This window comes from Eubacterium limosum (genome assembly GCF_000807675.2).
Taxonomy (GTDB): Bacteria; Bacillota; Clostridia; order Eubacteriales; family Eubacteriaceae; genus Eubacterium; species Eubacterium limosum.
On the sequence record NZ_CP019962.1, the window covers coordinates 4,167,119 to 4,187,723 of the forward strand.

General features: G+C 46.3%; 20 protein-coding genes and 1 tRNA gene. 3 read left to right on the top strand and 18 right to left on the bottom strand.

Annotated elements, in window-relative coordinates; genetic code table 11:
- Positions 1 to 28: 28 nt before the first annotated feature.
- From B2M23_RS20995 to B2M23_RS19660, 8 genes are all read right to left on the bottom strand, one after another.
- Positions 29 to 316 (bottom strand): hypothetical protein, encoded by a 288-nt coding sequence (locus B2M23_RS20995; protein ID WP_152025456.1) that lies wholly within the window; start codon positions 314 to 316, stop codon positions 29 to 31.
- Positions 264 to 683 (bottom strand): NifB/NifX family molybdenum-iron cluster-binding protein, encoded by a 420-nt coding sequence (locus B2M23_RS21585; RefSeq protein ID WP_013380905.1) that lies wholly within the window; start codon positions 681 to 683, stop codon positions 264 to 266. Before B2M23_RS21585 ends, B2M23_RS20995 begins: the two co-directional genes overlap by 53 nt.
- Positions 684 to 686: 3 nt before the next feature.
- Positions 687 to 1,088, bottom strand: coding sequence for a DUF134 domain-containing protein (locus B2M23_RS21590; RefSeq protein ID WP_013380906.1), 402 nt, complete (start codon positions 1,086 to 1,088; stop codon positions 687 to 689).
- An 82-nt stretch (positions 1,089 to 1,170) separates the two neighbouring features.
- Positions 1,171 to 2,697 (bottom strand): DUF4153 domain-containing protein, encoded by a 1,527-nt coding sequence (locus B2M23_RS19640; RefSeq protein ID WP_038351348.1) that lies wholly within the window; start codon positions 2,695 to 2,697, stop codon positions 1,171 to 1,173.
- 187 nt (positions 2,698 to 2,884) lie between these two features.
- On the bottom strand, positions 2,885 to 3,112 hold the full coding sequence (locus B2M23_RS19645; protein ID WP_013380908.1) for a helix-turn-helix domain-containing protein: 228 nt from the start codon (positions 3,110 to 3,112) through the stop codon (positions 2,885 to 2,887).
- Positions 3,113 to 3,123: 11 nt separating this feature from the next.
- Positions 3,124 to 3,576 carry a DUF2975 domain-containing protein gene (locus B2M23_RS19650; RefSeq protein ID WP_013380909.1) on the bottom strand — a complete coding sequence of 151 codons (453 nt, stop codon included), beginning with the start codon at positions 3,574 to 3,576 and terminating at the stop codon, positions 3,124 to 3,126.
- 59 nt (positions 3,577 to 3,635) lie between these two features.
- On the bottom strand, positions 3,636 to 4,640 hold the full coding sequence (locus tag B2M23_RS19655; RefSeq protein ID WP_052237113.1) for a DUF3089 domain-containing protein: 1,005 nt from the start codon (positions 4,638 to 4,640) through the stop codon (positions 3,636 to 3,638).
- Positions 4,641 to 4,716: 76 nt separating this feature from the next.
- A complete protein-coding gene (locus tag B2M23_RS19660; RefSeq protein ID WP_013380911.1) occupies positions 4,717 to 6,792 on the bottom strand; it encodes a PTS sugar transporter subunit IIC/EAL domain-containing protein in 2,076 nt (691 codons plus the stop codon).
- A gap of 176 nt (positions 6,793 to 6,968) precedes the next feature.
- Here B2M23_RS19660 and B2M23_RS19665 point away from each other — a divergent pair, with 176 nt between their 5' ends.
- A complete protein-coding gene (locus B2M23_RS19665; RefSeq protein WP_013380912.1) occupies positions 6,969 to 7,211 on the top strand; it encodes a helix-turn-helix domain-containing protein in 243 nt (80 codons plus the stop codon).
- 32 nt (positions 7,212 to 7,243) lie between these two features.
- Here the strand turns inward: B2M23_RS19665 and B2M23_RS19670 are convergent, their stop codons facing one another.
- From B2M23_RS19670 to B2M23_RS19685, 4 genes are all read right to left on the bottom strand, one after another.
- Complete coding sequence (locus B2M23_RS19670; RefSeq protein WP_052237112.1) at positions 7,244 to 10,273, bottom strand: bifunctional diguanylate cyclase/phosphodiesterase; 3,030 nt, start codon at positions 10,271 to 10,273, stop codon at positions 7,244 to 7,246.
- Between the two features lie 18 nt (positions 10,274 to 10,291).
- The gene (locus tag B2M23_RS19675; RefSeq protein ID WP_081571315.1) at positions 10,292 to 11,731 is read right to left on the bottom strand and encodes an extracellular solute-binding protein; all 1,440 of its coding nucleotides are present in this window, start codon (positions 11,729 to 11,731) and stop codon (positions 10,292 to 10,294) included.
- Between the two features lie 163 nt (positions 11,732 to 11,894).
- Positions 11,895 to 11,971: transfer RNA gene (locus tag B2M23_RS19680), tRNA-Arg, on the bottom strand.
- 182 nt (positions 11,972 to 12,153) lie between these two features.
- Complete coding sequence (locus tag B2M23_RS19685; RefSeq protein ID WP_038351346.1) at positions 12,154 to 12,603, bottom strand: OsmC family protein; 450 nt, start codon at positions 12,601 to 12,603, stop codon at positions 12,154 to 12,156.
- Positions 12,604 to 12,741: 138 nt separating this feature from the next.
- Here B2M23_RS19685 and B2M23_RS19690 point away from each other — a divergent pair, with 138 nt between their 5' ends.
- On the top strand, positions 12,742 to 13,398 hold the full coding sequence (locus B2M23_RS19690; protein ID WP_038351345.1) for a Crp/Fnr family transcriptional regulator: 657 nt from the start codon (positions 12,742 to 12,744) through the stop codon (positions 13,396 to 13,398).
- Positions 13,399 to 13,480: 82 nt separating this feature from the next.
- Here B2M23_RS19690 and B2M23_RS19695 read toward each other — a convergent pair whose 3' ends face one another.
- From B2M23_RS19695 to B2M23_RS19720, 6 genes are all read right to left on the bottom strand, one after another.
- Positions 13,481 to 14,371: an IS3 family transposase gene (locus tag B2M23_RS19695; protein WP_081571316.1), complete on the bottom strand. Its 891-nt coding sequence runs from the start codon at positions 14,369 to 14,371 to the stop codon at positions 13,481 to 13,483.
- 403 nt (positions 14,372 to 14,774) lie between these two features.
- Positions 14,775 to 15,728, bottom strand: a complete 954-nt coding sequence (locus tag B2M23_RS19700; protein ID WP_038351343.1) for an SPFH domain-containing protein — start codon at positions 15,726 to 15,728, stop codon at positions 14,775 to 14,777.
- 11 nt (positions 15,729 to 15,739) lie between these two features.
- A complete protein-coding gene (locus B2M23_RS19705; RefSeq protein ID WP_052237111.1) occupies positions 15,740 to 16,189 on the bottom strand; it encodes an NfeD family protein in 450 nt (149 codons plus the stop codon).
- Positions 16,190 to 16,302: 113 nt separating this feature from the next.
- Positions 16,303 to 17,466, bottom strand: coding sequence for a CdaR family transcriptional regulator (locus tag B2M23_RS19710; RefSeq protein ID WP_038351342.1), 1,164 nt, complete (start codon positions 17,464 to 17,466; stop codon positions 16,303 to 16,305).
- A gap of 15 nt (positions 17,467 to 17,481) precedes the next feature.
- Positions 17,482 to 18,612, bottom strand: a complete 1,131-nt coding sequence (locus B2M23_RS19715; RefSeq protein ID WP_038351341.1) for a glycerate kinase — start codon at positions 18,610 to 18,612, stop codon at positions 17,482 to 17,484.
- Between the two features lie 75 nt (positions 18,613 to 18,687).
- Positions 18,688 to 19,497 carry an alpha/beta fold hydrolase gene (locus tag B2M23_RS19720; protein ID WP_038351340.1) on the bottom strand — a complete coding sequence of 270 codons (810 nt, stop codon included), beginning with the start codon at positions 19,495 to 19,497 and terminating at the stop codon, positions 18,688 to 18,690.
- A 214-nt stretch (positions 19,498 to 19,711) separates the two neighbouring features.
- Here B2M23_RS19720 and B2M23_RS19725 point away from each other — a divergent pair, with 214 nt between their 5' ends.
- Positions 19,712 to 20,173 (top strand): hypothetical protein, encoded by a 462-nt coding sequence (locus B2M23_RS19725; RefSeq protein ID WP_038351339.1) that lies wholly within the window; start codon positions 19,712 to 19,714, stop codon positions 20,171 to 20,173.
- Positions 20,174 to 20,605: the final 432 nt, after the last annotated feature.

Here is a 20,605-nt window from a genome sequence, read left to right on the forward strand (position 1 = left end):
AAAAATCTCAAGAGACAAAACCTTTTACCTAAGGAAGAAAAAGCGTCCTGCGGGACACTGCCCTTACACCTGTAGCTTCTTCACTAAAGCAGATGCTTGATCTCTCCAGTGTCCGGCTATTCCAGTAATGCGGCACGATTCCCGGTCGTTTGCTGCGGCGCCTGGGCCTTTTTCTTATCTGGATAAAAGGTTCAGTCTCGGACTGCATCTTTTCTCTGACAGCCTGAGACGATGGATTAATGTCCATCGTCTTTTTTATTTGATCAGTGATGATGTCCGCAGCTATGTCCATGCTGGCCGCAGCCGCCGTTTTCATGATGGTGCCCGCAGCTCTCGCCGTGGGCGTGGTCATGGTGATCACAGTGGACATTGGGGTTGTAGTCCAGCGTGCCGTTCATATAGGCCAGAACAGCCTGATCTGCGCTGCCGGCTACGCCGCCTTTAAACAGGATGCCGGCATCCATCAGGGCATTCTGGGCTCCGCCGCCGATACCGCCGCAGATTAACAGGTCAACGGACTCATCCTTTAAAAAGCCTGCCAGGCTCCCGTGTCCAACACCGTTGGTGTCCACGACCTGCGAGGCCAGAATCTGGTCTGCGTTGACATCATAAATCTTAAACTGGCTGGTATGCCCAAAATGCTGAAATACATGTCCATCTTCATAAGTAACTGCAATTCTCAATTGTTATACCTCATTCCTCTTTTTCGGTTTTTTAGGACAGCGTCCCTTTTCCTGATGACAGCCACATTGTCTTTTGCCGCATTGCCGCATTCTGCAGCCGCATTCCCGGTCGGTACAGATATCATAGCTTCCGCCCTCTATTTTAAGCGTCGCGCCTGTAATCAGGTGCTCCGCCAGTTTTGACCGGGCGCTGTTATAAATGCGCTGGGCCGTCGTGCGGGCCACTGCCATCTGTTCTGCACACTCTTCCTGGTTAAGGCCAACATGGTCAATGAGCCGGACGGTCTCGTATTCCTCCAGCGTCATCACCACTGGCTCAGCCTGCTTTTTGCACGCGTCTGCGCAGACAAATATTTTTCCCTCAGGCAGTCCGCATATCCGCCTGCGTTTCGTTGGCCTTGGCATATCTATTCCTCCCTCAGTGGTTCATCTGTCTTTATTATACCGTTATTATGGGCATATGTCAATAATCTTTTAAATCAGCCCTTTATTCCGCGGCCTTCCAATCCATTTTCCAAAGCGCAGACGCCCTCTCGTATTCCAGGTTATAGCCATAAAAACGCGCTTCTGCCAGATAGGAGGCGTACTCAGCGTGATGATAGTCCTCGATGCGCTCTCTGGCCCCAGCATTCTCTGTCTGCTCATAAAAGGCCTTCATCGGCTCAATCGCCGCGGGGCCGCAGGCCGCCAGAGTATCCATGTCCAGCTCCTCAAGCTGGCCCTTACCGTAAGCCGAAAGATTGTAGACAGCGATCATCCGGTCCATATTCGCATAGCTGAGCACCACCACCATGGCCGCCGCCACCGCCGCGCAGGTCTTCATAACCGCAAAGGCCTTAAACTGGCGTATGATCAGCAGGATAAAGAACAGAGCCAGCAGGAGCATAAACCAGCTGGTAAAAACCCGGAGCTGTGTCATGCCAAACCGTCCAATGTACAAAAACATCTTGCTGAGCGCAGTCGTGATGAGCAGCAGGGTGAGGATTGAAAGCGTCACATTCAGGCACTTGAGCAGTATTCGGACCGTTTTTTGAGCCTCTCTTAAAAAGAGCTGTCCTGCCCCCATTACAAAGAGGTTGATGACTGAAACCTGGCACAGCTCAAAGAAACCGCGTCTGGCATACTCGGCTGCGGTGATGCCCCCGCCCGGCAGGCTCCCCCAAAAGGCCGAGAAATAGTAACCTCCCTGGGCGGCAAAGAACATAAAATAGACCAGGCATAAAAGGCCCAGAACCGTACAACCTGTAACCGCTGGCAGCTTTTTCAGCTTTTGCTTCTGTGCTTCCAGGCTCACAGCGTCAAACACCGTCTTTTCTTTTTTGCACGCGCCATAAAACAGACCAAAGAAATAAGCTGAAAGAACAAACGCCAATGCAATCCTCAAAACCTCCAGCAGCATTTGAGGCACATTAAAAAACAAACGCCCGATCATTGCCTGGAAGGCCGCGTCGGCCTCAACCAACAGATAAAGCACCACCAGGAAAACCGGTATGCCAAGGACAAGCCCCAGCAAAACAGCCTTCAGGGCATGGCCTGTACTGCTCCCGCTGCCCATTTTTTTAAAGGTATGCCATTCCCTTGTATAGTTAAAGAGCGGCAATGCCAGAAACCCATTAAAAAGATCCGAAAGGAAAAAGCTCCCCCTGCCAATTCTTGCACCCGCGGCACACAGTACCCAATAGGCCAGCGCGGTAAAAAGGACAGGGAGCATCAGCACGTTCAAGCGCTGATTGACAAAAAGCGTATAGCTCCCTCCCAGAGCCAGTGCCATCACAAGCCAATAAAGGCTTTCCCCTGTAAGGGCGAGGCCCTTTTTATGAAAATAAAAGCCGCCTGCCAAAGCAAACACCCCTGTAAACAGCGTTACGGTCATTCCCAGAAATCCATAGTGGCCTGGAATAAAGCAGCGTACAAAAACATAAGCCGTGAACAGCGACATTACCGCCAAAAGTTTTTCGTCAACAGATGCCTGCTGCGTTTCCTGACTTTTCAGATAAATTGTATTCTCTTTCACTGTAAATCCTCCTGTGCAGAAGCTGCATGCACGCTTTGAGCTCTTAATTTCTCAAAACACTTCTTACATTGAGGACAGTATAACACGTTATTTTCTGTTTTTCAAGTGATTTTTATTGTTTTTCGATAATTATCAATTGATAAACACAAAAAAAAGGACGACCGTCTGTTTCGGACGGTCGTCCTTTTTAATCACTGCTATCCGGGGCTTCATCGGGTATATATTCCAGAATATCACCCGGTTGGCAATCCAGCGCCCTGCACAGGGCATAAAGCGTTGTAAAGCGTACTGCCTTGGCTTTATTGTTTTTAAGAATCGACAGATTAGCAGGGGTTATTCCAATTTTTTCTGCCAGTGTACCAGCTGACATTTTACGCTTTGCCATCATGACATCAATATTAACAACAATGGGCATCCCGGTCCCCCCTAAATCGTGTAGTCATTCTCATCTTTTAAGACCACAGCCAGCTGAACCACGTTTTTTACCACCCGCAGGATTAACCCGATAAAGGCTGCCGCCACAGCGAGTAAAAGCCAGGGAAGATAGTAAAGCCCGGAAATCAGACAGACCAGTCCAGCCGCAATACAGCACCAGGAGATCACCCTGAGGTGCCGGACATTTTCAGCGTTAAAAATCTGATCCAGCCCAATGTTGTTCAAAAGCCGGTACAAATGGTACAAAAGCAGTGCCGCCGGTACGCAGCAGGCGTAAATTGTCATTAAAAAACAGGCATAAAAAGTTTCCAGCCCCAGCTCTGAGTAAAAGGCCAAAAGGCTTCTTAACCAAAAGGGCGCGCTGACGCCAAAGCCTATGAGCAAAGCCATAAAAAGCTTTACGCACAGCTTGGATAAAGCCAGGCTTTTTGTTTCATTCCACATAGCAGAACCTCCTCTTTATCCATAAGATACCATATTTTTTATTGAGCGGCAAGACCTTCTTATTGTTTTTCAATAAACCTCTGAACTCTAAGCGCGGCATTCTCCCGAATACAGAGCCAAAAAAGACTATAATCATATAAATGCAGGTTTTGATGCCTTTTCATTTTCTCCGGCGCTGTATCCGGCAAATCCACCAGCAGTACCCCGGTTCTGGGCTCAATGGTGGCTGCCATGCCCTGAGGCATCACATGGGTACAGTCTTCAATCCCATATTCCTTTTTCCCCAGTGATATTTTAAAGATGGTATCGTTCCAGATAAAGGGATTAACACACAGGGAGTCTCCCCTTTCGGCTGGCAGGTCCTCCGGCACAGTGCCCCGCTGATAGCTTCTCCAGCCAAGATAACCGCCGGTCATCTCCGGCGTATTGGCAAAGGGAAGCTGCCTGAAATGGTTATGAGGGATCTGAAAGCCCGGCAGATAGGCGCACACCAGTTGTCTCTGGAGACTGGTACCGTCAAAAAATTCTCTCAGCAGCCGAAGCCCGTGAAAGCTTCCCTGACTGTGTCCTGCGATGATCATTGGCCGGCCGTTGTTTTCATGCTCAAGATAATAGCTGAAGGCATTGCGAATATCGGAATAGGCCATATCAAAGGCGGCCTGAACCGCGTCTGAGGGCTTTAGAAAAAAGGTCTTGACATGGGCCTGTCGGTACCTCGGCGCAAAAACTCTGGCGCAGCGGTTAAACACACTGGCCTGCATCCGGATCGTCCCCCGGTCGGTAAAAGCGTTAAGGGCTGTATCGTCAGTGTCACTGTTCCAGGGCTCATCATTGGCCTGGGCCCTCATCCGGTTCATCTCGGTCCTGTCCAGCATAATGCTACAGCGCCCATGCCGCTGGCATAGATAAGTGGTCGGATGGATAAAAAAAACATCCGCTGTTTTATTAAAGTCTTCCTCGGATAGAAACGAGGGGACAAGGTCACTGGGAGAAGGCTTATGGGGAGAAGCCGCCCAGTTTTTCAATTGTCTGTAATCTGGTGCTTTAATACTGCTCAGTTTCATTGATTCTTTCTCCTTGCTGTCACAACAATTGTACCCATTTTAAAAGGCCGGTAACCGCTCAGCTACCGGCGGCATTTCAATCGGTTTTCTGCACAAAAAGCCTCAGCGCGTCAATGGGGATGGCCGGGCTGTACAGGTAGCCCTGATAATTTCTGCACCCCAGCGCCAGCAGCGCGTCTCGCTGCTCGGCGGTCTCCACGAACTCAGCCAGCACCTCAAATTTAAGAGAATGCGACAGGTAGATGATCGAGGAAATAATATCACTGCTGCGCTTATTGCTCATCAGCTGCTTGACGAGCGAGCCATCGAGCTTAACGATATCAAACTGGTTATTCTGCAGATACATCAGCGAGCTGTGCCCCATTCCGAAGTCATCCATAATCAATGGCATCCCCATCTCATGAAGCGCCATCAGCCGGTCCGTCATTGTCTGCGAACTGGACAGTGCCATCTGCTCCGTCAGTTCAAGGCCCAGCTGCCAAGGCCCAAAGCTATGGCGATCCAGCAGGGCTTTCATCTGCTCATAAATTTTGGGATTATCAAGCTGGCTCGCGGTCAGATTGACGGAAATCATAAACTGGTCATCAACCAGGGGCCGGAGCCCTTCCAAATCGTCGCAGGCCGTCTCTGTAATGATCCGGCCAAGCTCTTCAAGCAAGCCTGCTTCCTCAGCCAGGGCGATAACCAGCGGCGGGTAAAGAAATCCTGCCACAGGGTGCTTCCATCTGAGCAGTGCCTCTGCGCCGATCACCCTGCCCTCCGCGTTAACCTGGGGCTGATAATAAAGGTTGATACTGCGATTTCGGATATCCCGCCGCAGCTCACTGACAAGGCCCTTGGCCACTGTCGACAGTCTGCCTGTGCGTCTCAATAAAACCGGCTTTTCTCCGCTTTCCTCTGCTCTTCTGACCACATCGCTGAGCTCCTCAATCCGACGCGTCAGGGTTTTGAGCTGCTGCTTCTGGGACAGCTGCACAAAGGGCAGGTATATCAAAGTCCCCACCGCCAGATTCAGAAGCTGGAGCAGACTCCCGGCAATGGAGCCAGTGGCCGCGTAACCGCTCAGAAAAATCGGGCTTGTCCACTCCACCGTGCTCGTGATCATTGGCACCAGGCCAAAATAAAAAGCACCATAGCTGATAAGCGTCAGCACCAGCGGCGTCAGGATAAAGGGAATAAAATAAACAGGATTAAAGACCACAGGGACGCCAAAAAGGATCAGCTCATTCATATTAAACAAAACCGGAAAGGTCGCGATGGCCGAAAGCTCCCGCACGCTTTTACGCCGTTCTCCGATAAAGATGGCAACTACCAGGCACAGCAGCGCGCCACAGCCGCCAAAAAAGATAAACGTGTCAAAAAAGGTCTTGGTCGCAATCCATGGGCCTTGGCTAAAAAAGGTTTTTGCGACGTCATCCAGCATATTGGCCCCGTGCACGCCAAAGAACCACAAAAAGTGCATAATAAACACAAAGAAAAGTGCACTGCCCAGTCCCCTTCCCAAATGCTGAAAAAGCCCAAAAAGATAATTGGATACCAGCATCTGAAAATTGGGGATGCCAAAAACCATGACCATCAGATTATTTAAAAGGGCAAACAGAAAAATAATCATCCCACCCGGCACCAGTGCTGCCAGAGCCTGGTTAAAATGATTGTCCGCCCCTTCCGAATAAGATTTAAAGGTGTTTAAAAAAAGTATGGATAATTTGTCATAAAGCAGGCAGGTCACAATCGAGACTACCACCGCATTAAAAAGCCAGGTGCTCTGAAATATCTCAAAGGTAAATCCACTCTCAATATTGTAGGCAAAGGCTATATAAGCGCAGAGGCTGATGAGCGGAAGAAGCCCCAGATTTTCCGTACTTGTCTGCTTTTCAAAGCTCAGGCTGATTGTCAGCAGCAGGATGAGTGAGATAATACCAAGGGTCGCGTCGTTAATCAGCAGCAGCATATTCAAGAAAAAGCCATTCAAAAAGGTCTCTAAAAAAGCCTTGTAAGCCGGTATCGGCAGGCTTTTAAGCAGCAACGCAAAGGACCCGGCCATAATCCACGGTATTGCCAGGATCATTCCGTCACGTACAGCGGTCAGTATGCGGTTTTCCTCAAGTTTGCTGAATAATTTTTCGATGCCGCCGCTCAGAAGTTTTTTCACAACATTTTCTCTCTTTCATTCCTATTTCCTCTATTCTATACTATTCCAGACATTTTTAAAAGCGAAAAGAAACGCTTTTCACAAATATCTGTATTTTTCATAAATTAATTATTGAATTTTTAAGAAATATCCGTTATAATATATTCATAAATTAATTTTTGAAAGGAGTCATTCTCATGGACCCATATGAACAGATTCGGCTGCTGGAGGATCAGCTCCAGACAAAAAAAGATTATATCTCCAAGCTCGAGGCTCAGCTTGAGGCGCAGAACAGCCGTGGTGCCGGAAGAAAGCGCAAGCTGAACAGTAAGGATATTGAATTGATTAAGAGCTACCGCGCAAAGGGCTGTACCTACGCAGAAATTGCGGAAAACTTTGGTCTGAGTGTCGGTTCAGTCTATAATTACTGCAACCATTAAAAAAACCCGGATATTCATTCCGGGTTTTCTTTTTATACTTCGTTTCTAACTTCTGCGTTTAGCCGCAAAATTTCTGCCACCTGTTCATCCGTCAGCTTCTGTGGCTGTATATCTGGCCTGCCCAGATAAAAGCCCTGGACATAATCCACGCCAAAACGGATCAGCGCATGCAGTTCATTGACGGTTTCCACCCCTTCAGCAATAATCTTGATTTTTCTTTCCTTGAAATAGGTTACCAGGTTTTGCAACAGCTTTTGCCGGTTAATATCTTCATCAATATTCTGAACAATCGACATATCAATCTTTACATAATCGGGCGTCATAAAAAGCAGATTTGCGTCGCTGTTATAGCCTGTTCCAAAATCATCCAGGGCCAAGCCTGCTCCCCAGTTTCGGATATAACGCTGTTTTTTGCGTGTGAAGCTTTCGTTTGTCCGCTCTTCCTCTGTCAGCTCGACAACAACCTGCCCCAGAATGGGCTGGTAAAGCTGTTCCAGCTCTTCCATCTCATCGCTGGAGAGCAGTTGGTTTGAAATGGAGTTAATGAACATCCGCGCACCGCCAAAGGCTTCCTGATTTTCTTTGAGTGCTTTCAGGCTGTTAAACCAGGTCAGCCACTCAATCTGGTGAAGCTTGGACTGTGACTTGGCAAGCGCCAGAATTTCCATTGGGGTCTTCAAGGTTGAGAGTCTGGAGCGCATAAGCGCCTCATAGCCGATGATCTGCCCGTCACGTATATCAACGATGGGCTGGAAGTGGTAATCGACCAGATTTCCATCAATAAATTTATTCAGTTCTTCTTTGTTTTCAAGAAGATAGGCGTTTTCGCTGTAGCTCTTGGAATCAAACTCGCAGAACTCACCCTTTACAGAATTTTTTATCTGGTACATGGCAAAATCAGCGTATTTTAAAAGCGCCTCATAGGAGCATGAATCATCCGGATACCAGGCTACGCCACCGGAAGCCCGTATTTTAAGGTCAGGGTCATTCAACAGCGGGAAAGCTGTGTTCAAAAGCCTCTGCCGTATCTCCGATATAATCGGGCGTATCTGATCCTTGCTGTCATAGCCATAAATCAGAGCATAAAATTCATCGCCGGATATTCTCGCAAAAATCGCGTTGGGAGAAGCAAACTGCTTAAGTATATTCGCTGTACTGCGTATGTATTCATCCCCAAAATCATGACCATAGGTATCGTTGATGTATTTCAGGTTATCCAGGTCAAGCATAAGAACCGCCGCCGTTTTCAGTCTTTCAGGTGTCCCAAAACGCTCGTTCAGCGCAGCGTAGAAGGCCCTCCGGTTTAACAGGTTAGTCAGAATATCATAGTCGCGTTCATGCTCTATTTTCAGCCGTTCCAGTGTTTCAATGGTCACATCCCGGATAACGCCAAGAATGTTCACATCATCCTCTACCAGCTTGATTTCGATCCATTTGCTCTGCTTGTTCTGATCCATAATTTCAATAACCGTCACATTTGTCTGAGGGTCAAAATCCTGATTCAGAATTTTAAGGCCAAGCATAATGGATTCAAAGTTTTCTTTGTTCAGACCATCAGACGCCTCTTTCACATGGCTCAAATTCAGCATCTTGAAAAAGCTGTCTGTGCAGTAGACCTCTTCTGTTACCTTATTAATCTCAAAAGCGGCGATCGGTATCCCCGCAATGGCGATGATACGCGAGAGTTTGGAAGCAGAACTGGCCACATCCTGACTCAGTGTCTCGATAGCTCCGGCCAGTTCATCTATCTCAGTAATGTTTGTTTTATCGAGATTTACCGGCATTCTGGGGTTACTCTTTTTAACCTGCTGCACCAATGTCGTAATGGGCTTGGTAAAATGGATGCCAGCGAGCAGAATTCCAATCAATCCAATGGCAAGCGAAATGGACAATGCGATCATAACCATCCGCATGACCATATCCGAAAAGGCAAACAGGTTTTTATTGGTTGTCACGCCGACAAGTGCCCACTTGTCTCCTGAGAAGGGCGTATTGCTGTTGTACAGGTTCAGGTATTGAACTGCGCCGAGCGCATCTTCTGTGATTCGCTCATTCTTTTTTATGCCATAGATATTTTTATAATAAGGATCATCTTCAAAGGTTGTGTGGTCGGCATTTCCGGCAAGCCGTTTATAGGCGGTCCCGGTCGTTACTACATTCTGAAAGCTTCCATCCTGATTAGCGTCCACTGCCAGCAGATAGGAAGCGTTCTTATTGGAATCCAGCTCCGTGTTCGGGAGAATCTTCTGGAGATAATCCGCTGAGACTTCAACACCCAGCACACCATAAATCGTCCCATTTTCTGTCCTCAGCGGCACCGAATAGGTAATCACATCGCTTTCGTCTGAATTCAGCTTAAAAGGACGACTCCAGTAGGCAAGATCTGAATAGGCAAAATCAGGGTTCTCCGCCGCGGCTTTAAGCGGTTTGTAATAAAAAGCCGACGCGTCAGGATCATCTCCCGAGAAGTTCAGCAGCGGCGCCCATCCGGTTGCCATGGTCACATTCGTGGCCTTTGTAACATCGACCGGCGCCCGCTCCAGTGAAAGGTCAGAATTGTCGACAACATCGCTCCCCGGGTCTGAGTCCCGGATGTACAAAGAGGTCTTCTGTACAGACTGACCTGGCTCCAGCTCATAATTTGTGTCATTGCCCGTCAAAATGATAAAGGCGCCTGTCACAAAATTTTTTCGGATCAGATAAATCAGATTCTGGGTATTTGAGGAAATGACCGCTTCAGGCAGGGCTGCGTTTGTACCGAGGTCCTGCACCGAAGCATTTTTTTCCTTCAGCACTTTTTCAACAGTGCTGTTGATACTCTTAACGGACTCATCCACATTAGACCAGCGTTGAATCATTTCGTTCTCAAGATAATTTTTCCGGTTAATGACTCTTTCATTGAGGATGTCCAAGGCGTTGTTATTTAATTGTTCAATTGTTCCACCCCACAGGATGACAAAGGAAAATAGAATTGCCTGTATCACCATAACAATAATCATTGGAGTGAAGATTTTTCGGATAATGGACCGGTTACCCCAATCCAAAAATTTATGTTTTGCCATTGAACACCTCATCGAGCATTATTTTTGAGTTTCATCCAGTTCTTTTTTCAGCTTTTCATACCATTGATTGAAATTTTCATCGGTATTATAGGCTGCAATGGCGGCTTCCTTAGCTGTACCGGAAGCAACGGCAGCTTTAACAGCTTCTGCATCTGCCGCGGCTTTCTTTTTCATTGAAGCCTCAAGAATATTACGGGCATTCGTGCCGCCTTCAAAAGCTTTGTTAGTGTAAAGCTCGTTATTATTCGTAATATCTACGGCTATCGGAAGGGTTTTGGCCAGATTATCCGAAATGGCATTATCGCCAGCTTCTTCCACTGCGGTCTCAAGCATTTCACGCGTGTTAGCCTCTTTCTTGACAGGCAGATAGCCAGAGGTGATTGAAAAGTCAATGTTTCTCTTCGCATCGGTCAGCCATTTCAGGAAAACAGTTGATGCGTATTCCTTTCGCTCATCCGATTTAACAACGACCATACCAGCTCCCTGTTGCACTGCTACCTTTTTGCCGTCCTTAAATTCCGGTGCCTGCATTACCACCGTTTCGATCGGATAGCTCTCGGTATCGCTGACTGTTACTTTTGTAGGATAGTAAGTAGCGCCTGATGATGAGCCAACGAGTGCAATAATATCGCCGGTCTTAGCGTCATCAGAAGCAAAACGTCCATAAGATGCAAAATACCCGTTAATAAAAGGTACGTAATAGTTGTCCCAAAGCTTACGCATGACATCTTTGTCCAGGTTAAACGTCACCTCTCCGTTTTTGACCTCAAAAATTTCAACGCCAAGCTGTTTAGAACCGATAATCATATAATTCGCCATGGCGTCACGGTTAAAGAAAGCCTTCCCGCCAGACCAGTCATAGTATTTTTTGGCTGTATCAGTTAATCCTTCAATGGTATTTAGGCTGTCCAGTGAAGCGCCTGTGGCAGAAGCAAATTTATCCCAGTCAGTCTTGTTGATCATCATGACTTCCATTGATTTGGCAAATGGAAAAATTTTCAGATTTTCCTCACTGTCAAAACGACCCTCTTCGATATAGCTCGGGATATACTCCTCAATTTCCTTTTTAGTCAGATAGTTATCCAGAGAAGCAACCATTCCAAGCTTGTCAACCTGATAGGCCGTATCGGCATAACCGGCAAAAATATCCGGCACCTCATCCGCACCAACCTTTTTATTGGCCGATGCCAGCACCGCGTCAGTCAGCTCGTTAACATTCCCCTTATTAAAAGCCTCGACGGTAATACCCTTTTCCATACCGACGGTATCATTAAACTCTGCTACCATTTCGTCAAAGGCCTCTTTCTGCGGGCCGTTGTAATAATGCCAGACTTCAAGCGATACCGGATCATCAGGACTCAGCTTAACCTTGGTCGCTGGTGAGGCGCTGCACCCCGCTAATGTAACCGATAAAACAAGCAGCACGGCAAGTGAAAAAACACCAATTTTCTTTTTCATACTTTTCCCCCTTTTCATTTAAGTATATTGTAATGATTATATACCATAACAGACAAATTAGCCAGCTTAAAATAAAGTTCAGCTATTAATAAAATTCATAACATAATAAAAAAAGCCTGATTTCTTTTTGTTAGAGACCAAGCTTTGAAAATTTCATATTATATGGTGCGCCCGATTGGATTCGAACCAACGGCACATGGCTTCGGAGACCATTGCTCTATCCACCTGAGCTACGGGCGCATTTGTTACTGGTCTATTATACTATAAAGAAAATAAAATGCAAATACATTTTTCAAAAAACTCTCGGCAAACAGAAAATATGCAATCCTTATTATAGAACAAACCATCGTCATTATCGATCTTTTTACCAAATCAAACGCTTTTTTACCAAAATAAGAAAGCCAGCTTTCACTGGCTTTCTGTTATTCCTGATGCACCACCACACCAGTCCTTATTAATTTTACCGAATTTTCCAGGCAATCGCCTACCGGGCAGCGTGATTCGATGAAATCCGCCAGTTTTTCTGCTTTTTTCTGTGATGCGTCAGTTGTCATGTGCATGGTAAAACGAACTTCAGAAAAACCATTTCGCACTTCTTTGTTCAGTCCCATAAAGCCATCCGGATCGAGGTCACCCTCCAGTTCGACGTAAAAGTCTTTTAAATCAATGTGCATGGCTCCCGCAAAAGCATACGCGCAGATAGTCTGGCAGGCGCCCAGAGCGCTCAATACTGCTTCCACAGGATTTAATCCTTTGTCGGTCCCGCCCAGATCTTCTGGTTCGTCCAATAAAATTTTGAAATTCCGTGCAGTTGTCTCAACCTGCAAACCTTCCGGTAATTTTTTTGCTGTTGCCTTAAATATTGTATTCATTGCTAACCTCCTCATTTTTTCTTATTATATCCCACTGAAGACTGCGTGTCGGTGACAAAGTCACTGAAGCGCTTTATGGCTAAATTTAGAATAAACTGTTATAATGAATTTAATAAAATTAATAATCGGAGGTTCATCATGCCTGAATCTATTTCCTTTCTCCCGTTTTGGGATGCCCTGACCGATTCAGAAAAGGCCGCCATCAATCAAAGCATTTTTATCCAGAAATATGAAAAGGGAACTGTGATCCATCAATACAGCGGCAATTGTATCGGTCTCAATATTCTTCAAAAGGGGCGCGCACGCATTTTCATTGCCTCACCCGAAGGGGATGAAATCACTTTATGCCGCCTGCTTGAAGGCGAGGTCTGCATCCTCAGTGCTGCCTGCATGATCCACAATCTGAATTTTGATATTGATATTGCCTATGAGGAGGATACGGAGAGCTGCATCATCCCAAAGGATGTCTTTAAGGCCATCAGCGATACAAACCCAACTGTGAAGGATTTTACCCTTGGCATGGTCGCCAACAACTTTTCCATCATCATGGATCGTTTTAATCAGTTTGCCTTCTCCAGTATGCGAAACCGTTTATCCAATGCTCTTTTAGAGCACTACCGTCTGGAAAAAAGCAAAACGCTCCATTTAACGCATGATGCACTGGCGCGGGATTTAGGAACGGCCCGCGAGGTCGTAACCCGTCTGCTCAACCAGTTTCAATCCGAAGGGCTCGTTCACCTCTCCCGCGGAGAAATCACGCTTCTGGACCCGGAATCCCTTTATTTAAGCTCTTAAAATAACTATTTACAGTATTATTTTCGTATTTAAAAAGCCGGCATTTTGATCTGAACCCAAAAAGTTAGACAAAAGAATTAAATCAAGAAACTTCGAGGGCTTGCTTCCTGTGAACAGCAGGAGGTAAGCCCTTTAGCTTGGCTTTGATACGACGGTTATTGTAGTAGTCAAGGTACTCGATCAGCTCGGCTTTGAACTGATCCATAGAGTCAAACTCTTTCATGTATAGGAGCTCGCTCTTCACTAGTCCAAAGAAGTTCTCTATCACAGCATTGTCAAGACAGTTGCTCTTTCTGCTCATGCTCTGCTTGATACTATGATCTTTAAGCAACTTCTGATACTGCTTGTGTTGGTACTGCCAGCCCTGATCGGAGTGGAGGATCGGTTCTGCCCTGCGGGGCAGAACCGACAGCGCCCGCCTCGCCATGTTCAGCACCAGAGACAGAGCCGGACGTTCGCTAATAGTGTAGCTCACAAGGTAGCTCGAATGGAGATCGAGTATCGGTGAGAGATAGCGTTTCCGTCCGAAGAGAGAGAACTCCGTGACGTCCGTTACCCACTTCTCGTTCGGCGCCGAGGTGCTGAAATCTCTCTCAAGCAGGTTCGGTGCTACCTTCCCGACTTCGCCCTTGTAGGAGCGATATTTCTTAATGCGTACCATGCATTTTATCTTCTCTTCATTCATCAATCGCAAAACGGTTTTGTGATTGATGACGTAACCACGGTTGTGCATTTCCATGGTTATCCTTCGATAGCCATATCGTCCCTTGTTCTCATGGAATATGTCAGTGATCTGTTTCCTTATCTCGTTGTCCTTGTCCTCGTCCTTCATGTGCTTGATGTAGTAATAGTACGTAGAACGGGGAAGCTCTGCTATCTCCAACAGCAGCGACAGCTTGAATTCATGCCTTAATTCCCAGATCATTTGCGCCCTTTGCCTTGGCGTTCCTCTTCCTGAATTAAGGCTCGCCATTTTTTTAAGTATACATTCTCCGATCGAAGCCTTTGTACTTCGGCGATGAGATCCTCTTCGACCTCCGGCTTGAGCTGCTTTCGCGGTCTGCCGCCGCCTTTACTGCCGCGGCCTCGCCGTTCTACATACAGTCCTTCCGAGCCTTCCTCGAGATAGATGCGCTCCCAAAGCTGCAGAGAATATCGACTAACACCCTATTGTGTTGACACTTCCCTTTGGCTAAGTCCGCCATTACGCACTAATTCAACCAGCTTCTGCTTTAATTCACCGGTGTATTTCTTGTTTGGTATTCCTTTTGGCATATAAAATTACCCCACTTGTTAGTATTATACCACATGTCTAACAAATGGGGTTCACTTCAGGGATACCGGCTTTTTTCTATCAACTCTTCTTTTGTCTCTTTTTATTTTTGACGAGGCGCAATTTTAGGCTTGCTGTCATCCTCTACCAGTGTTTTCAGAGAGGCGGCTAAACCCGCAAGACCTTGTATCTCTGATGGAATAATGATCTTCGTCGCTTTCCCATCAGCTGCCCTTTCAAAAGCTTCAAGGCTTTTAATGGCGATTACCTCTTTAATCGGCTCGGCCTCATTCATCATCTTAACCCCTTCAGCCGTTGCCTTCTGCACCTTAAGGATCGCTTCTGCTTCCCCTTCGGCTCGGCGTATCTGGGCTTCCTTATCAGCCTCAGCTTCCAGAATCGCTGCTTCCTTTTGAGCCTGGGCCTGGAGAATCAACGCTTCCTTTTCACCTTCTGCTACGAGTACCGCGCTTTTCTTTTCGCCCTCTGCCTGGAGAATTTTTTCACGCCGCTCACGCTCTGCCTTCATCTGGCGTTCCATGGCGTTTTGAATCTCGGTCGGCGGCATAATATTTTTCAGCTCAACGCGGTTAATCTTAATCCCCCACGGGTCGGTTGCCTCGTCCAAAATGATCCGCATCTGCGAATTGATGGTATCTCTGGAGGTCAGGGTCTGGTCCAGCTCGAGATCCCCAATAATATTACGAAGCGTCGTAGCCGTAAGGTTTTCAATGGCCCGCATCGGGTGATCGACACCATACATATAAAATTTCGGATCTGTCACCTGCATGTAGATTACTGTATCGATCTGCATGGTAACATTATCCTTGGTGATAACCGGCTGCGGTGGAAAATCCGCCACGCTTTCCTTGAGGCTGATCCGTTTTGAAATTTTATCAATAATCGGAATCGCCATATGAAAGCCGGTTTCCCAGGTGGCATGATAAGCGCCTAAGCGCTCAATAACATAAGCGTGTGCCTGCGGCACAATCCTGGTATTGAGTACAACCAGCACCACTACCACAATAATCAGGATCAATAGAAAAATAAAACCCATTTTGTCCTCCTTTAAAGTTTATACTTACGGACCATGGCTTTAACGCCCTCGATCCGCTCTACCAGTACTTCGGAACCGGCCGGCAGAATATCGTTATCCATTACGCTGCGGGCGGTCCATATCTTACCATCTACCTCAATGCTCCCTGTACCATGCAGATTATCAATCTCCTCCAGAACAACGGCTCTGAAACCAACGATACGGTCCGCATTGGTTTTTGATTCCTTTGGCCTGATAAATCGTTTGATAAAAGGCCGGGTCAACAAAAGCAGAATAAGGGAGACACCGATAAAGAGACCTGTCTGCAGGCCAACTCCGCCGCCAGCCAGCGCGCAGATCAATGCCGCGCCTGAGCCAAAGCAGAACCAAATAGAAACCAGAGCGCCCACTGTTAAAATCTCTGCTATCAAAAAAACTGCAAGCAGTACGATCCACACTGTGACCATGCTGATACCCTCCATATTAACGCCTCCTTTCACTTATGTTGAAACCATTATAACCTAATTTACGCTGAATTAACAGCTTCTTTTAAAAGCTTTACATTTTCTTTATATTTTAGGCGTATTTTAGTTGTTTATTCTTTTACCTGGTCAAGATACCGGCAGATAATCAGCCACATTAACAGCAAATCATTCATATTTTCTTTTGGTTCTATCCCCAGACACTGATCTACCTTCTTTTTTCTGAAAATAACTGTATTTTTGTGCAAAAACATTTCATTGGCTGTCTGTTCATAGCGAAAACCATTTTCCAGAAGATGCTTCATGGTCAATACCGCGTCCAGTACCCCCTTTCCAAAAGAATTTTCCAGCAGACTGATATAAGGGTCCAAAACCCTTTCCCGGGTCTCAGTCTCCATTTGATTATAAAAGCCCTCCGTTAAGCGTCGGTGGCTGAAAAACAATGCTGTATCCTGGGGCAGTGAAACACTGTGGTACATTGCCACGGCATCCTCATAGGATTTCCGATAGCCATTGATCCCCGCGTGGTAGCCTCCGATAAAAAACCGAATGGCCTGCTGGTCCTCCCTATCCAGATGCTTCAAAATATGTTCCTGATAATCCTTCAGCGTCTGTTCAATCTGCCAGGGCTCAGTTTGATCCAGTTTTTTAAAAACCAAAATATATCCGGCGGACATTACCACAGAAAGATCCTGCTTCGAGTGGTTTTTTGAACGCTTAATACGGTCCAGAAGTCTTTCATAGCCGCCTGGGTTTGGCCTGGCTTTGATGGAAATAATACAGGCTGCCCTTGGAAGCTCCATATTATAACCCATCCGCTGCCCCCAGCGCTTCATCTCCTCAGACGACATACCCGGACTGTCGCTGAGCAGCATTGTCACAAAAAGCTCCTTATCGTTTCGATGACGGTAAAACTGGTTCATGGATTCTTCCTGTTCGATGATCAGTTCTGCCGTCATTTTTACCAGCTTTCCAATGTTGCGGACTTCATCCGGTTTCCCGGTAATCCCCACAGCGCCCAAAACTTTCCCGTCTTTGCTGACAATGGGCATATTAATACCGGCCTTTACTCCCTGCAACTTGGCGGCATCCTCCTCCGTCACCTCATAAATGGCGCAGTCACGGATTGTCTGCATGGCTGTTTCGTGGAAGGTACCAATACGCTCAACGATCCCGCTGCCGATAATAATGGCGTTTTTATTCATGACATTGATATTATAGCCCAGGCTGTTCATTACTTCATCTGCAATCTTCTGAGCAGTTTTTGAATCCAGCATTATTTTTATCCCCTTTTAACAGAACGCCCGAACCAGTCTGAACAGATTTCGGGCCGCGTTTGACAAATTCTCCTCTGCATGGTCCATTTGCCATTCAAGCCCTTCGCCGCTCTTCCAGGTCGAGAAAGCCGCTGTCAGTCCTTTTCCGTATAACGGTTCGTAGCCTTTCTCCAAGGCGCCGGAAAGGGCCACAGCCGGTACTCCCTGAGCCCTGGCACGGCCAGAAACGCCGCAAAGCACCTTGCCCATCGCACTCTGCTCATCCGTTCTTCCTTCCCCGGTTACAACAAGATCTGCCCCCTGAAGATGACGGTCAAATTCCAGGACATCCAACACAATTTCAAGCCCCGGTCTCAGCTCTGCCCCCATAAATGCCACAAAGGGCAGGGCCAATCCTCCAGCCGCGCCAATTCCAGGCAATTCACGATATTCCTGTCCCTTCTGTCTGGCTATAAGCCCTTCAAAATGGTTTAGCCCCATGTCTAACAGACGGATCATTTCAGTATCCGCACCTTTTTGAGGGCCATAGATGGCCGCAGAGCCCAACGGCCCGCAAAGGGGATTAACCACATCGCAGGCGATGGTTATCTTTGTTTCCTGCCATTGCCTGTCGACAGCTGAAAAATCAACAGTGGCTATCTTCTCCAGACCTTTTCCGGATAAAGGCACGGAACATCCCTCTTTATCCAGAAACTGTGCTCCCAGAGCCGCGGCCGCGCCAATGCCCCCGTCGGTCGTTGCGCTGCCGCCAATACCAAGAATGATCTCCCTGCACCCTCTTTCCAGTGCATCCCGCATCAATTCACCAGTCCCATAAGTTGTTGTCTCCATGGGATTCCTTTTTTCCTCCAAAATCAACGGAAGCCCTGATGCCGCAGCCATCTCAATCACTGCGGTGCCGTCTTCTAATATGCCATACTCGGCTTCTGTTTCCTCGAATAAAGGGCCTTTTACCTTTGCGGTAATTCTCTCTCCCCCCGTTACAGCCAGCAGGCTGTCAACCATGCCTTCTCCGCCGTCGGATACCGGAAGCTTTATAATTTCAGCTGATTCAAAAATTTTTGCGGCTTCCCTGCCCACTACATTACAAAACGCTTCGGCCGACAGCGATCCTTTAAATGAATCTGGTGCTATGACAATTTTCATTTTATCCTCCTGACAATTTTTCTTAAAAAGAAAAATAACATGGAAATTTCCTTCCATGTTATTTTATCAAAATTTTTATGCTTCCACAAATTCCAGCAAAGTCTGATTAAATTTATCTGGTTCTTCCCAGAAAAGCATATGGCCGGATTCTTCAAAAAATACGGTCTTCGCATTTGGTATCACTTCGCCAACATAGGCGCTTCCCTGCCAGTCAAAAACATTGCTGTGACGCGCCACGCACACCAGCGTAGGCATATCGATAAAAGGAAGGAAGTCCCGCCAGTCCAGATTGGTATGGTCACGCATAACTTCGATTCTTACATAAGGCGGACATTTTGAGATTTCATCCGCAATAAATTTCACTTCTTCGTCTGATGGCGTATGGTGCAGGCAGGCGGTTGCCAGCCCCTCCGCACTTTCTCTCGGGGCATATTTGATATCATAACAGGTACGAATAAACATTTCCACATCATAGCAGCCGTTCTGCCCCCAAACCCAATCCGGGCCGGTGTACTGAAGCGGCGCCTGATCGACACATACCAGCTTGCTGACACGATGTTTTCCAAAAAGCTCAATATAGCTCCACAGGATAGCCGCCCCCATGGACCATCCCAAAACGGTTACGTCCTCAACGTCCAGATGATCCAGAAGATTTTTTACGTCCATCGCATAGCGTGAAATACGGTGGCTATGCATGACTTTTTCAGATTCTCCATGTCCTCTGTAGTCGAGAAGAATCACCTGACATTTTTCTGCCAGTACATCGCTGTTCTTTTTAAAGAACTGCGTGGTACAGGTCCAGCCTGGAATCATTAGAACCGGTTTCCCTTCACCCTTAACCTCATAATAAAGCTCAACATTATCATTTGTCTTAAATGTTGCCATTTGCATACCTCCTGTTAACTTTCCATTTAATTGTTTTTATTGTAAACCTTTTTCATGCACAATACAATAGGGTTCAAGCACAGAAAAACCATTCTTCCATTGTACAACAATACAATCGCTCTCTTTTTAGGGATCGAAAAACAGTCTTCCTGCCCGGCGCATCTGTGTTATAATACTATAATAATATATTCGCTATAAACTGGAGGTATAAACAATGGGCGTATACAATGGCACTGGTTACTTTATCAGCGCAGAGGATCTAAACCGGATAAAAATTTCCGAGATAGAGGCACAGTATCCAAAGGTCCGTGATATTTTTTTAAAGGAAAATAAAACGTCATTTTCACCAGAAGAAGACTCTTTTCTCAGACTGCTGCAGGCCAGTGAACTGGCGACAGACGAAACGATTATCCAATACGGCGATTCTGTTCACTTTACAGGGATTTTCAAAAAATACCTCGACGAAGACGATATTAAACCAGGAACCGGAGATTATGAGATGGTCGAAAAGCTTTTAAATGAAGACGGCTATGATTATGCTGTCAGCAATGAAACTGAGTTGACGCCTTCCCTTGAGACACTCAATGTCATTCTCAGGGAGTTTGGGTTGATCAGCAATCATGACATTCTTGAAACCTACTGGTTTTTAATGCCATACATTGGAGACTGCCCGTAAAAAACAAAGCAGGAAACTTTAGGGGAAAAGTTTCCTGCTTTGTTTTTGAAAGATTATTTAATAAGGGGGTTTGAGGAGATCAAACTAATTTATAATCTAAGGGGAGGATTATTTAGTTTAATATGTAATTCGTTCTATATTTTAATTTATCAAATATTGGAGGGAGATTGTAAGATTATTTGGAAGCTTTTAAAGCCTTTTCCATCATTGCTTTTAATGGGTTATAGTACATCATTTCTTTTCACCTCTTTCAAGTTTGGTTATATTTCAGATGATAATCTTAGGGGAAAAATTATCATTTCCTGATCTTTAAATATATTTACCCAGTTTTAATTATTTAACACTTTTCAATGCTTTTTCTCTTAATTTTTTTAATGGGTTATAGTAATACATTTTATTGCCTTCTTTCTTGTCTTGGGCTGTTCCCTTAAC

Excerpts from the sequence above, each read along its gene's own strand:
- B2M23_RS20995 (WP_152025456.1), bottom strand. The coding sequence starts at position 316 with ATGAAAACGGCGGCTGCGGCCAGCATGGACATAGCTGCGGACATCATC.
- B2M23_RS21590 (WP_013380906.1), bottom strand. The coding sequence starts at position 1,088 with ATGCCAAGGCCAACGAAACGCAGGCGGATATGCGGACTGCCTGAGGGA.
- B2M23_RS19645 (WP_013380908.1), bottom strand. The coding sequence starts at position 3,112 with ATGCCCATTGTTGTTAATATTGATGTCATGATGGCAAAGCGTAAAATG.
- B2M23_RS19650 (WP_013380909.1), bottom strand. The coding sequence starts at position 3,576 with ATGTGGAATGAAACAAAAAGCCTGGCTTTATCCAAGCTGTGCGTAAAG.
- B2M23_RS19655 (WP_052237113.1), bottom strand. The coding sequence starts at position 4,640 with ATGAAACTGAGCAGTATTAAAGCACCAGATTACAGACAATTGAAAAAC.
- B2M23_RS19665 (WP_013380912.1), top strand. The coding sequence starts at position 6,969 with ATGGACCCATATGAACAGATTCGGCTGCTGGAGGATCAGCTCCAGACA.
- B2M23_RS19670 (WP_052237112.1), bottom strand. The coding sequence starts at position 10,273 with ATGGCAAAACATAAATTTTTGGATTGGGGTAACCGGTCCATTATCCGA.
- B2M23_RS19675 (WP_081571315.1), bottom strand. The coding sequence starts at position 11,731 with ATGAAAAAGAAAATTGGTGTTTTTTCACTTGCCGTGCTGCTTGTTTTA.
- B2M23_RS19685 (WP_038351346.1), bottom strand. The coding sequence starts at position 12,603 with ATGAATACAATATTTAAGGCAACAGCAAAAAAATTACCGGAAGGTTTG.
- B2M23_RS19690 (WP_038351345.1), top strand. The coding sequence starts at position 12,742 with ATGCCTGAATCTATTTCCTTTCTCCCGTTTTGGGATGCCCTGACCGAT.
- B2M23_RS19695 (WP_081571316.1), bottom strand. The coding sequence starts at position 14,371 with ATGGCGAGCCTTAATTCAGGAAGAGGAACGCCAAGGCAAAGGGCGCAA.
- B2M23_RS19700 (WP_038351343.1), bottom strand. The coding sequence starts at position 15,728 with ATGGGTTTTATTTTTCTATTGATCCTGATTATTGTGGTAGTGGTGCTG.
- B2M23_RS19705 (WP_052237111.1), bottom strand. The coding sequence starts at position 16,189 with ATGGAGGGTATCAGCATGGTCACAGTGTGGATCGTACTGCTTGCAGTT.
- B2M23_RS19710 (WP_038351342.1), bottom strand. The coding sequence starts at position 17,466 with ATGCTGGATTCAAAAACTGCTCAGAAGATTGCAGATGAAGTAATGAAC.
- B2M23_RS19715 (WP_038351341.1), bottom strand. The coding sequence starts at position 18,612 with ATGAAAATTGTCATAGCACCAGATTCATTTAAAGGATCGCTGTCGGCC.
- B2M23_RS19720 (WP_038351340.1), bottom strand. The coding sequence starts at position 19,497 with ATGGCAACATTTAAGACAAATGATAATGTTGAGCTTTATTATGAGGTT.
- B2M23_RS19725 (WP_038351339.1), top strand. The coding sequence starts at position 19,712 with ATGGGCGTATACAATGGCACTGGTTACTTTATCAGCGCAGAGGATCTA.